Annotated in this window: 11 protein-coding genes; 7 read left to right on the top strand and 4 right to left on the bottom strand. The window is 67.3% G+C overall.

The genetic code is table 11. The features are described 5' to 3' along the window. Window positions 1–7 precede the first annotated feature (7 nt). Window positions 8–1228, bottom strand: a complete 1221-nt coding sequence (locus tag ACZ5ID_RS23745) for a helix-turn-helix domain-containing protein (RefSeq protein ID WP_468901315.1) — start codon at window positions 1226–1228, stop codon at window positions 8–10. Window positions 1229–1895: 667 nt separating this feature from the next. On the opposite strand from ACZ5ID_RS23745, the gene ACZ5ID_RS23740 reads away from it, so the two are divergent. Together ACZ5ID_RS23740 and gntD are read left to right on the top strand one after the other, a co-directional pair. After that, window positions 1896–4508, top strand: a complete 2613-nt coding sequence (locus ACZ5ID_RS23740; RefSeq protein ID WP_468901312.1) for an amino acid adenylation domain-containing protein — start codon at window positions 1896–1898, stop codon at window positions 4506–4508. A gap of 17 nt (window positions 4509–4525) precedes the next feature. Further along, window positions 4526–5533 (top strand): guanitoxin biosynthesis L-enduracididine beta-hydroxylase GntD, encoded by a 1008-nt coding sequence (gntD, locus tag ACZ5ID_RS23735; protein ID WP_468901309.1) that lies wholly within the window; start codon window positions 4526–4528, stop codon window positions 5531–5533. Window positions 5534–5720: 187 nt separating this feature from the next. On the opposite strand, the gene ACZ5ID_RS23730 is transcribed toward gntD, so the two are convergent. Further along, entirely contained in the window at window positions 5721–5969 is a 249-nt protein-coding gene (locus ACZ5ID_RS23730; protein ID WP_468901306.1) for a hypothetical protein, read from the bottom strand. On the opposite strand from ACZ5ID_RS23730, the gene ACZ5ID_RS23725 reads away from it, so the two are divergent. The 4 genes from ACZ5ID_RS23725 to ACZ5ID_RS23710 all read left to right on the top strand — a co-directional run bounded on the left by ACZ5ID_RS23725 (window position 5952) and on the right by ACZ5ID_RS23710 (window position 9263). Continuing rightward, complete coding sequence (locus tag ACZ5ID_RS23725; RefSeq protein ID WP_468901303.1) at window positions 5952–7085, top strand: ATP-grasp domain-containing protein; 1134 nt, start codon at window positions 5952–5954, stop codon at window positions 7083–7085. The two genes, ACZ5ID_RS23730 and ACZ5ID_RS23725, sit on opposite strands and share 18 nt — an antisense overlap. Before the next feature lie 119 nt (window positions 7086–7204). After that, window positions 7205–8248, top strand: coding sequence for a GNAT family N-acetyltransferase (locus ACZ5ID_RS23720; RefSeq protein WP_468901300.1), 1044 nt, complete (start codon window positions 7205–7207; stop codon window positions 8246–8248). Beyond that, window positions 8245–8511, top strand: coding sequence for a hypothetical protein (locus ACZ5ID_RS23715; protein WP_468901297.1), 267 nt, complete (start codon window positions 8245–8247; stop codon window positions 8509–8511). Before ACZ5ID_RS23720 ends, ACZ5ID_RS23715 begins: the two co-directional genes overlap by 4 nt. Before the next feature lie 56 nt (window positions 8512–8567). After that, complete coding sequence (locus ACZ5ID_RS23710) at window positions 8568–9263, top strand: thioesterase II family protein (protein ID WP_468901294.1); 696 nt, start codon at window positions 8568–8570, stop codon at window positions 9261–9263. Between the two features lie 16 nt (window positions 9264–9279). On the opposite strand, the gene ACZ5ID_RS23705 is transcribed toward ACZ5ID_RS23710, so the two are convergent. Both ACZ5ID_RS23705 and ACZ5ID_RS23700 read right to left on the bottom strand, forming a co-directional pair. After that, window positions 9280–10203 carry a GNAT family N-acetyltransferase gene (locus ACZ5ID_RS23705; protein ID WP_468901291.1) on the bottom strand — a complete coding sequence of 308 codons (924 nt, stop codon included), beginning with the start codon at window positions 10201–10203 and terminating at the stop codon, window positions 9280–9282. A 163-nt stretch (window positions 10204–10366) separates the two neighbouring features. Continuing rightward, window positions 10367–10807 (bottom strand): hypothetical protein, encoded by a 441-nt coding sequence (locus ACZ5ID_RS23700; protein WP_468901288.1) that lies wholly within the window; start codon window positions 10805–10807, stop codon window positions 10367–10369. Window positions 10808–11270: 463 nt separating this feature from the next. Between ACZ5ID_RS23700 and ACZ5ID_RS23695 the strand changes: the two genes are divergently transcribed. Beyond that, window positions 11271–12086: a MerR family transcriptional regulator gene (locus tag ACZ5ID_RS23695; RefSeq protein ID WP_468901286.1), complete on the top strand. Its 816-nt coding sequence runs from the start codon at window positions 11271–11273 to the stop codon at window positions 12084–12086. Window positions 12087–12090 lie beyond the last annotated feature (4 nt).

Below are 12090 nucleotides of genomic sequence, written 5' to 3'. Positions count from 1 at the left end.
CCTCGACCTAATGAAGTCCTGCCAGTGCCTTGGCCAAGAGGCGCCAGATGTCGGCGGCGAGGTCCAGGTTGCCCTCGTCACGGGCGTTCGACGCCACCCGCTCAAGAGTCTCCGAACCTTCGGTGGTCTTTCCTTCACTGATGAGGAGAAGGCCGTCGAGCGCCGCCAACCGCGATCTATCACGGTATGTAAGCAACAGTGCGGAGTCGTGAAGGGCTTGGTAGCCCGCTCTGGCGTCGGCCAACCGGCCCTCGTGGTAGGCCAGGTAGGCACAGAGAAGCTCCATCTCCTGGCGGTACAGGGGGCTCCCGGTGATCTCCACCGCGTGGGAGACCTCAACAAGTCGGCGGCGCGCCATCTCGGTGTTGGGCGGGGACAGTTGCAGAAGCAGGGAGGCGGTCGCGAGCCTGGCGCGGAGCCAGAGGTTCGGATCGTGGTGAGTGGTGAGCAGCTGCAGCACTTCTTCCAGGTGCCGCTCGGCCGTAGCGTAGTCGCCCAGCCGCACCCGGACGGTTGCCGACGCCCACAGTGCCTCGACCCGCAGGTCGAGCCTGTCGTCCGGGACGAGTTCGCGCAGTTCGTCCGCGTAGGAACTTGCGGTAGTGAGCTGCCCGTCCTCGGCCTCGATGGAGATCATCGTAATGAGAGCAGCGGCGACCTCGGGCGCGTCCAGCGGCGTTCCGCGAGCGATCTCCAGGGCCCCTGTTGCGATCTCCCTCGCCCGACGCATCGCTCCTGTCGCCCGGAGGGAGCGGCCCAGCCGGGACCGGGCTCGGGACCTCAGCTCATCGAGCCCCAGGTCATCACTGAGCGTGACGAGACGTTCGAGGTAGTCCTGTTCCCCTTCTCGGCGTCCGGTCCGTCCTGACAGATCAGCCAGTAGCCAAAGAGCCTGGGCGCGAAGCAGCGGGTCCTCCTCGGGGTCCAGGGCCCCCTGGTCCGCCAATGCCTCCACTGCCGCGTCAGACCCCGCGGAGGTCGCGGAAACGAGTGCACGTGCAAGCGAACTGACGTCACTGGGCCTTCCTGAGAGCTCCTCCACAGTGATGTTCAGTCGCTCGGCGATGTAGGCGACCACCTGCGCGGTGGGCGGCCTGGCGCCGGATTCCAGGCGGGAGAGATAGCCCGTCGAGATGCCTTCACCGGCGAGGGCCGCCTGCGACAGGTGTCGCTCGGTTCTCAGTTGCTTGAGGCGGCGCCCGAAGTCGGGTTGCTTCAGAGATTCCACGTTCCACCGTCAGATCGATTCGCGTACGTGCAGGGCGGCTGTTCCAGATCGCTCAGAGCTCGCCACCTCGTTGCCAGCTTTGGCAAGATGTGGGAAATTGCTGGCACCACAGTCGTGCTAAGGGGCCTGTGCCTACTACTTTAGGACACCCGGTGATGAAGCTTCGCAAGCTTGCCACAGTGATCCTCCTTGCCGGGGGCAATGTGCGTTCCGCCACCTGAGCCGAGGCTGCGGCTGAGGCACTGTCACATTGAGCCGGCCCCGCGAGCTTCGGCTTCCGCCTGCCGCTCTCCTGCCGCGAGGTCGAAAGCTGACGCCCGAGCGCGGCATCGAGGTCCCCTGTGAGACCGTCCGTCGCCGGTACGCCAGGAGTGCGGGGGTCTGCTGTGCCGACGCCGGCCCGCGGCCCGGGGACATGGGGCAATGGGCGCGGTCTCCGTCACGATCACGGGCAAGTTGCCTTCTAGGCACATCTCAGGCAAGAGAAGTTGTCAAGTATTGACATCACTTTGGCAAGTGAAGCAACATCGTCTCCGTGCCGAGGATCTCCCAGCTGTACGGCCGGGGCTCCTTTCGGCCGAAAGGCAACTGTGGCAGGGCTCGACCGCTGCCGCTGGACCACAGGAGATACGGAGGAGGGTCTCGATTGTCAGCCCTTCATGCACACGTGGAGCACCGGACGACGGCGGACGCTGATCGGCGTGGCGCACCAACCCTGGACAACCCGGGGCAGCCGGTCCCCAGGACCCTCGCCGACCACCTGGCGAAGTACGCTCTGCTCACACCCGACACGCCGGCCATCCAGCAGGGCGATGCCGTGCTGACCTACGCCGAGCTCGACGAACAGGCAACGCAGCTCGCGATCCGTCTGCGCGACCTGGGCCTCGCGCATCGAGCGCGGGTCGCGGTGGAGATCCCGCGCTCCATCGACCACTTCGTGGCGCTCCTCGCGATCTTCCGGGCCGGCGGGACCCACGTCCCGATCGATCCGGACCAGCCGGCCGAGCGCAGGCAATCGATCGTTGACGCCGCACAGGCCCACGCTCGCATTGGCCGAGACCTGAAGATTGAACGACTGTCGGCGTTCGCGGCGGCCTCGCTCGATACGCGTGATCTCGCCTACGTCATCCACACGTCCGGCTCAACCGGTACGCCGAAAGGCGTGATGGTCAGCCATGAGGCGTTCCTCCACCACCTGACGAGGGTCCGGGACGTCTACGGCTGCAGCTCCGGCGATCGGATCCTGATGCTGGCGGGCCAGGTCTTCGACGTGTCACTCGAGCAGGTAGGCCTCGCGGTCCTCAGCGGGGCCACGCTTGTCCTGCCCGATGCCGATTTCTGGATGCCGCAGGAGATCCCCGACAGGATCGCGGAGTTCGGCGTCACGGTGGTTGACATCTCTCCGGCCTACCTTCGCGAGACGCTCGCCCATGTCGAACCCCGCGATCCCCGGCTGCGCACCCTGCGGCTGCTGAACATCGGCAATGACGTCATCCGCTACGGGGACCTCCAGGAGTGGTTCGCCAAGGACGTTCCGGCGGATGTCATCTGCTGCTACGGGCCCACTGAGGGCACGATCACCGCCACGGTGTACCGGGTCGATCCGGCGATGGCGGAGGGGAAGGACCCGTCAGTGTCGGTCCCGATCGGGTCGCCGCTCCCCGGAACCCGCGTCCATGTGCTGGACGAACAGTTGCACCCCGTCGAGGACGGTGCCGTCGGGGAACTGTTCATTTCCGGGCCGCGAGTCGCCGCCGGCTATCTGAACCGCGCCGAGGAGACCGCCGCTCGCTTCCTGCAAGACCCGTTCGCGGGTGACTCCGGCACACGCATGTACCGGACGGGGGACATGGTCCGCAGGCGGCCGGATGGCGTTCTTGAGTTCCACGGCAGACGGGACGGCCAGGTCAAGATCCGTGGTTTCCGCGTCGAGCTCGGCGAGGTAGAGCACGCTCTGCGTACTCATCCGGGCGTTCGCGCGGCTCACGCTCAGGCCGAAAAGGACCGCGACGAGGTCGCGATCACGGCGTACGTCGTGGGAGAGGTGGATGTGCGGGAACTTGCCGAGGACCTCCGGAAGCGGCTCCCAGCCCACATGGTCCCGGCGAAGTGGGCAACGCTCGACGCGCTGCCGCTCACGCCCGGGGGCAAGGTCGACCGGGCGGCGCTGCCCGCTGCCGGGCCTATCGTTGCCGACCCCAAGGGGGCCCGGTCCTTCTCCCGCACCGAAGCCGAGCTCTCGGACATCTGGGAGTCGCTGCTGGGCACTGCCCCGGCCACGGGTGAGGATGACTTCTTCGATCTTGGTGGCGATTCGCTGAAGATCGCGCGTCTCAGCGCCCGAATCGGCGAGGTGTTCGGAGTCCGGGTTCCGCTGCGTCAACTCATGGAGCACAGCCGTCTGTCGGATCTCACGGAGCTGGTGGAGGACCTGGTACGGCGCGACTCCGGTCCCGCCGCCAAGGAGAACTTCAAGACGCGCTCCGCGGCGTTCGACGTGACGGTCTCGGTCAGCGATCCGAAATTCCTCGGGACGCCGATCGGTCACCGTCGCACCTGGATGCTGGAACGTTCTCTCAGCGAATTCCAGTCCGACCTGGAGCATCTGGACCGGCTCGTCGCGTCGCAGATACGCGGCGTCGACCGACCGGTCATCAATGGGGCCTGGGATCGGAGCGGAGCTCAATACACGCCCTCGCAGCTGGTCATCGAGGGCCAGGAGGTCATGCAGGACTGGGAGCGCCCGCTGATGCGGGCGATGGCGGCCCACGTCACCGAGAGCCGAGGGCATGTGCTGGAGGTGGGCTTCGGCATGGGAATCTCGGCCACCTATATCCAGGAGTTCGGAGCAGCTTCCCACACGGTCATCGAGCCGAACGAAGACGTCATCGTCGCGTTCGAACGGTGGCGCGAAGGCTACCCGGACCGCGACATCCGGCTGGTTCGCGGGTTCTGGGACGACGTGATCGACCAGCTCGGACAGTTCGACGCGATCTTCTTCGACACCTATCCGACCAACGAGCGCGAGTACCGCGACACGGTCGTGCACAGCACCAACTACGCGGAGAGCTTCTTCGAGGCCGCCGCCGCCCATCTTCGGACCGGAGGAGTCTTCTCCTACTACACCAACGAGATCGACACGGTCGGTCGCTCCCACCAGCGCAGCCTGCTCAGGCATTTCTCCTCGTTCTCGGTGGAGGTGGTGCGCGACCTCGCACCGCCGAGTGACTGCACCTACTGGTGGGCCGACTCGATGGTCGCCGTCAAAGCCGTTAAATGAGAGAGGCGGATACACACATGCCCCCCAAGACGCTCGTGACCCATGTGCTGAGCGAAGAAGATGTCGAGGCGCTCGACGCTGTCATCAATGACATCGTGCGAGCGGGGCACGACCCGAGGTCCGGTGACCTGTACGACCTTGCATGGCGGTATCTGGCCGACGTCCCCGCGGGTCTGCGCGAGGTGCTGAGCGGTTTCCGCAACGCGGAGACCGGTAGCGCGTTCGCGATCCGAGGCTTCCGCCTGGACCCGACCGGGATCGAGCCCACCCCGGTGAGCTGGGCCGAACCCGACTCGTTGCGGAGGGAGGAAATCTTCCTCGCGCTCACCGGTATGTGCCTCGGCGAGGTCTACGGTTGGTCGACCCTCCAGAACGGCAGTCTGATCCAGAACGTCCTGCCTCTGCCGGGCGTCGAGCAGGAGCAGAGCGGCCACAGCAGTGACGTCCTTCTCGGGTGGCACACCGAGGACGCGTTCCATCCGTACCGATGCGACTATGTCGGCCTGCTCTGCATCCGTAACCTCGACCGCGTTCCCACGACGGTTGCCTCGGTTCGGGACATCGAACTCAGCGAGGATGCCAAGAAGATACTCTCCGAGCCCCGATACGTGATCTACCCCGACACCGAGCATCTGGGTCAGACCGTCGACGACGGAACCCATTTCGGACTGTCGGAGATCCGGAAGCTGCGCGACAACCCGGAGCCCGTGGCCGTCCTCTTCGGTCACCCGGATGAGCCTTACCTGCGGCTCGACCCCTTCTACATGTCGACCTTCGGGACCGACCCCGAGGCCGAGGAGGCGCTCAAGGAGATCTGCGAGAAGCTCATGACCGTTGAGTACGACGTCGTTCTCGAGCCTGGCGACATCGTCTACGTCGACAACTTCACCGCGGTGCACGGCCGGCGTCCTTTCCGCGCGAAGTACGACGGAAGTGACCGCTGGCTCAAGAAGCTCACGGTGACAAGGAACCTGCGCGCTTCGCGCGGCCTGCGCCGCTCATCCTCCTGCCGAGTGATCGGCTGAGGTAGGGGATCCGTGCTGCGAGCGGGTGACTCCGTATCCGCTTCGCCATTGAGGACTGCGCCCAGGCCGTGGGCGCAGTCCCCCCCGTCGGTGCCAGGCCATGGGCGGCACCGAGGGACGCGCGGGAGCCTACAGCTCCACTACGCCGAGTTGCTTTGCTTTGCCCCTGGAACCCGCCGCGGGCGACTCATGCGCGATCTCCCGTGACGTATTCGCCCGGACCAGGGCCCTGCCGGCCCGCACGTTCAGCATCCCGGTCGCGCCCGCGTACTCGTCCGAAGAACAGATCCGCTTCAGCGACCTCGTCCGCTTCGTCCTCCCCGGAGAAGTCATGCGCCCCTGTCTCCTGCTCGTCGATGGCCGGCCCGGTACCTTCACCGATCACGTCCTGAGCCGAGACGATCTCGACCTCGTGCTCTTGAGGTTCGAAGAGCACCTCTCCGCACTGCCCGCTGACCACCTCCTGCGCACGGCGGACATCCCCACGTTCACCATCGCCGCCGACGCCGACATCGAGCGAGAGGCTGAGCGCTACCTCACTTGGGTGGCGGGGCTTCCGGCACGACCGGCCCACTTCTGCAACCCACAGGAGCCCCTCCAGGAGATCTCCCAGCAGTTCGCCGGCCTCGTCGGCCTGCCGCACCTCGACGCCGAGCAGGTCGCCTGGGTCCGGGACAAGACCGCAATGAAGCGGCGGTTCCGGGAAATCGGCATCCCCTGCGCGGAGTTCGCTGAAGTCGCCGACGGCGACGACGTCCTCGGCTTCGCGTCCGTGCACGGATGGCCGCTCATCCTCAAGCCGGTCGATGGCTGGTCATCCATCGACACCTACAAGCTCGAAGACGAGCACGACCTCGCGAGGCTCCTTCCCCTGCCTCCCTCACGGCGGTGGATGGTGGAGGAGTTCCTCACCGGACGTGAGTACCAGTTGTGCGCTCTCGTCGCTCACGGACGGGTCCTCGACACCTACGTCTCGTGGACGCCGTGCGCGCTGCTGGAGACCGTCTACGGCGGCATCAACGGCTCCATCAGCCTCGGCGTCGACAATGAACTGGGCCTGGACGCGAAGGAACTGGTCCAGCGCCTCGTCGACGGTATGCGCATCGACCACGGCTACCTGCACATGGAGTTCTTCCGATCGGACGACGGTGGCATCCACATGAGCGAAGTGGGAGCCAGGCTCGCCGGATGCGAGCTGCCCTCCAACCATGGGCTCGCCCGGAACTTCGACATGATGGCTGCGACACTCGACACCTACCTGGGCCGCGTGCCATCGCTGGAGTACTCGGCTCCGCGCTGTGCCGGAGACCTGTTGCTCCCCTACAAGCCCGGTCGCGTCGTCAAGGTCACGCCCCTGGAGACGCTGCTCTCCATGCCCGGGGTGGTTCACGGCCGGATGAACGTGGCGAGCGGCGACTACCTGCCCGATCAGCGGGCCTCCCACGCCTCCGCCGGTTACGTGCAGATTGTCGGCCCCTCCCGGCAGATCGTGGAGGACCGGATGACCGAGGTCTTGGACGCCTTCGAACTGGTGACGGAGGACGTGTCGTGAAGGTCTCGGCCTACGGCCGTCTCTTCGCGAGACCGGACCGGTCTGACGCGCCGCTCGCGCGTCCCGAAGGTCACCCAAACGCGCCTTACATTACCCGACCAGGCAAGGGCTGATGTTTGATGGCAATCCTCACGAACAATAAATTCAGCGATAGAGCCTCTCGATGGCCATCGGGTCCCGTCGTAGCGCTCGCGACCGAAGACGACCGGGAGTTCTTGAGAAGCCTCTTCGCGTCCAGTCTCGACCCCTTCTACGACGGAGATCACAAGGCGCACGCGGACAGGGTCCTCGACGCTCATCTCGCCGCGGGAACTGACAACTACGGCCATTTCTCAGTGGCGCAGCGAACCTTCGTTCTCTGGTCGGACGGCTCGCCGCAGGCGCAGCGACTCGGCGTCCTGCACCTCGCGGTGAAGCGGCAGGGGACTGTCAAGATCAGCCCGCTGATCCTGATTCCGAGTCATCGTCGGCGCGACGGTTTGGGGAGCGTGCTCCTGCGCACCGCTCTGGCTTTCGCCTGGGAGCAGGGCGCTCGGCAGCTCTACTGCACGGTCGCCGCGGAGAACACACCGGCCATCACGTTCTTCACGCGCCATGGGTTCAGGATCGCCGGGGAGTCGCCGAGCCAGTACAAGCCCGGCATGACCGAGCTGATTCTCTACCGCGGGCTCGTCGCGGCAGACGCCGAGTCACCGTGTGACCTGCACATGCGTTTGTTCGAGGACGGTGACGCGGCCGAGGTGCGCGATCTCATCCTGGATTCGATGCCCAGCGCCTTCCAGGGCGTGGACGAGGACTGGGTCCGGGCGCTGTTCGATGGCCACGACCGACGGTTCGCCAGGGACCTCAATCAGAAATACAAGATCATTTATGTGGCGGTCGACTCGTCCGGGGCGGTCCAGGGAACCGTCGCCGCCGGCCCCAAGAAGGGCGACCCGGTGAAGCTCATGCCGCTGTGCGCCATGTCGCCCGAAGCGTTCGGCTTCATGCTCAACGAGATACCCCGACTCTTCGGAACCCTGGGCCGGAAGCTCTATACACATCTCCCGGCGTCGCCCGCGACCACCGCTCTCATGCAAGGGGCCGGATGGAGGCTCGAAGGGCTTATGCCCGCTGCCTATCATCCGGACTGGTGCACCGTCCAGTGGAGCCTCTGCTTGTGAAAACCTCACTGGTGATCAGTCACGGGGGAGCGGTCCGCAGAAGCGGGAAAGAATTCCTGTGGCGGCGGATCGCCAACGAATCCCTGGGGGAATTCGCCACCGCCCGTCGCGGATTGGGGGGCCATGTCCGCCCGTTCGGCGGTGGGAGAGTGCGCATCAGTACCCGCCCTTCTGAGAAGAACAATGCGGTGCTCGCCGTCACCGCTGTTCTCGCGAAAGGCCGGGTGCTGCACGTGGAGATGGAAGAGAGGGTGGGGAGTTGAGAGTTCGTCACGCACCGCGGACCTCGTCCGAGATCTGGTTCCGCTGCCCCCGTCCCATGCCCGGTGCCCAGGTGCGGCTCGTCTGTTTCGCGCACGCGGGGGGCTCGGCTGCGGCCTTCCGCTCCTGGACCATGGGATCCGGCGTCGAGGTGGTCGGTGTCCAGTATCCGGGTCGGGGCGATCGTTTCGGAGACCCGTTTCCCGAGGATCTGGAGCAGCTCGGCCGCGAAGTCGGCGAAGCGATCGCCACGCTGGACGAGCGCCCGACGGCCCTGTTCGGTCACAGCATGGGCGCTCTGGTCGCCTATGAGGCGGCTCGTCATCTTGAGGAGATCGGTCAGGCACCCGTTCACCTGTTCGCCTCGGCGTGCCGTTCGCCGCAGGGCGCCGACAGCAGACCATCCATGGCAGGGCTGGACGACACGGCTTTCGCGGCAGAACTGATGAAGATGGGAGGCACCGATGCTCTGGTCCTCAAGGATCCGGAGCTGCGCGATCTGGTCCTGCCCTATATCCGTGCAGATTTCACCCTGCTTGAGGCCTACGCGCCACTGGGGACACCGCTCGCGGTGACACCGGTGCTGGCGCTCAACGCGGTTGCCGACCCTTACGTGACCGGCGCGGAGATGGCCGGGTGGTCGGAGGCCACCCAGGCCGGGTTCCGGGCGGAGAGGTTCGCCGGAGACCACTTCTATCTGGTTCCGAGGCAGGAGGAGGTGCTCGCCACGCTCCGCGCCGCCCTGGGTGTGTAGGGGCCTCTGCGGGCTTTCACACCCCGAGCCGCAGTTCCCAAGTGTTCACCGCGTAGTGCACACCCATGCCATGGGCCTCGTACAATCGCAGCGCTCCTGTCACGTTTTCGGTGTCGACGCCCAGGCCGACCGTGTCGCGACCGCGCCGCGCGTACACGGCGAAGGCGTGGCGCAGCAGATGGCTGCCGAGCCCGCGGCTGCGGGCCTGTTCCAGGACGCCCAGGGTGCGGATCCAGCCCATGCCCTCGCGGTCGTCGCGGGTGATCAGGACCGCCGCGTCCCCGATGCCGTCGACGGCCGCGATCCACACCAGGGACCAGTCCATACCGGTGTGCGGGGCGATCCGGCCCAGCCACTCCTCGTACCCCTGCGGGCGGAAGTCGAAGTGGCGGGCGAACGTCTCCTGGTGCAGACGGTGGGCGGCCCGCCGGTCGGTCTCGTCGGCGCACGGGCGCAGCCGCACCCCGAGGGGCGGCTCCGGGACCGGGTCGTTGTCCGGGGAGACCGGGCGGGTCAGCACGTGGTGGCGGCGTACCGTGCGCCAGCCGCGGCCGGCGAGCAGCGTGGTGTCGAGGGTGGGGGCCGCGTTGAGGTGCAGGTGGAGTACGGCCTCGCGGGCGCCCGCCTCCGCGGCTAGTTCGCGCGAGCGGGCCTCGGCCAGGTCCAGCAGGCGCACCCCCGCGTCCTGGTGGTCGGGCAGCACGTAGTGGTCGACGTCGATGGCCCCATCCGCGCCCGCGTCCAGGACCGCCGCGTACGCCACGGTGCGTCCGCCCTCGACGGCCACCCATGCCTTGCGTGCCGTGGCGAGGTCCTCCTCGACCTCCTTCAGCGCGGTCTCGGGCGCGCCGATCTCGATCTCGTCGACCGCGTTCAGCAGTGCACACACCGCGGGCGCGTCCTCGCTCGTCGCGTCCCTGACCCGACCCCCGTCATCCATCCGCCCACTGTCGACGCCGGCCGGTCCGCGTCGCAAGGCATTTACCCGCCGGACGCCGGAGGGGTGCCCCGAGCACCGGGGTGTTTATCGGGGGGCGGCGGTGAACTGGTTCCCGTTGGCGCGGGTGCAGGTCACGGGTGGCCCTTCCGTACGCGTGACGGTGTCACGCATCATCGCCGGCCCCGCACGGACCTGGTTGCGGGTTCGCAGTGCCGGTGGCCCCGGCTCGAACGGCGGCTGCCGCCTCCAGCAGGGACCAACCGTCGATCTCCACCGCCCGCCGCCCCATCGGCCGCCATCCCGCCCTCGACGCCGCGTCGAGCAGCGCTCGGACGGCGCCGGGTTCGTGCAGGTTCAGGGAGGCGCCCCGGACGTACCCCACGTCTCCAGAGCCCAGAGGGGCGCCGCCTGGGACGTACCGGCCAGGGGTTTCGGTGAAGACGATGCGCAGAGGGCCGCCCGTGCCGGCCGGCTGCGGGTACAGCGTCAGTGTCTCGCGGCATGACCGGCTGCCCTCCGCCACGCTGTGGCTGTGACGGAGCGTCCACAGATACGCCCGCCCGTCGGCAATCAGTTGACGGGGCCTCTTCGGATGGCGCGGCACCCAGCCAAGGGTACGCGGTCACGAGCCACCAGCGGTGACCGGACCTCGATGAGACGAACAGGACGGTCGTGACATGTAGGTGAGACCGGGCAAGGAGGAGCGGTGTGCTGCTGTGGGCCCGGGGAGGAACTTTGCGCGGGGACGACGCGCTCCCCTCCTCGCCCCTGGACAGCCGGATAGCCCCAACCCCCCGACAGATAGGGACCTCCCATGCGTCTGCGACAGACCGCGTTGTCAACGCGAAGATCACGATCCGCGTCCATGTCCGGCCGATGGCGGCCGTGTTGCAGGAAGCCCTGCGCGGGCTGTGCCGTACGACGAGGACGCCGAGTCCGGCGGCCATGCCAAGGACCGCCAGGTCGGGCATCCGCGGACGGTGCCGTCCTCGACGAGGGCGGCGCCGACGACTTGACCCTCCCGCTACGTCAGGCCTGAAGCTGGAGGCGAACGGAAGGGCAGGTTCATGGGGTACACCGTGGGTCAGGTCTCGGCGCTCGCCGGGGTGACCGTACGCACTTTGCACCACTACGACACGGCGGGGCTCCTCCGCCCACGACAGCGCAGCAGCGCCGGGTACCGACGGTACGACGACGCCGACCTGGCACGGCTGCAACAAATCCTTTTCTACCGGGAGCTGGGGTTCTCGCTCGACGACATCGCCGAGCTCCTCGCGGACCCGCAGGCCGGCGCGCTGGAGCATTTGCGCGCCCGACAGCGGCAGTTGACCGAGGAGATCGCCCGGCTGCAACGGCTGGCCGAGGCGGCACAGCGGGCCGCCGAGGTCCAGGCGACCGGGATTTCGCTGACGCCACAGGAACGCTTCGAGGTGTTCGGCGAGATCGCCTTCGACCTGAGCTACGCCACCGACGCCCGGCTCAGGTGGCAGGACTCGCAGGGGTACCAGGAGGCGATGGCGCGGGCCGCGGCCCACACCAAGGAGGACTGGGCCCAGCTGATGGCCGAGAGTACCGCCTGGCGGGAGGAACTGCTGGCGGCCTTCGACGACGGTGAACCCGCGGACGGCGAACGGATGATGGACATCGCCGAGGGGCACCGGCTCCACCTGAGCCGCTGGTTCATGCCGTGCCCGCTCCGGATGCATCAGCGGATCGCCGACGACATCGTCACCGATCCGCGTGCCTTCGCCCTTCTCGTCCCGCCATCACAACAGCGGCCGGGCCTGGCCGGCTACCTGGGCGAGGCGGTACGCGCCAACGCCTGCCGCCGCGCCCCAGCCGGAACATCTCAGACGCCGTCCACTGCATACGAGGGTGAGTGACCCC

The sequence above is a fragment of the Streptomyces sp. NPDC031670 genome, from assembly GCF_055580545.1.
This window is presented reverse-complemented; position numbering and strand designations above follow the sequence as displayed.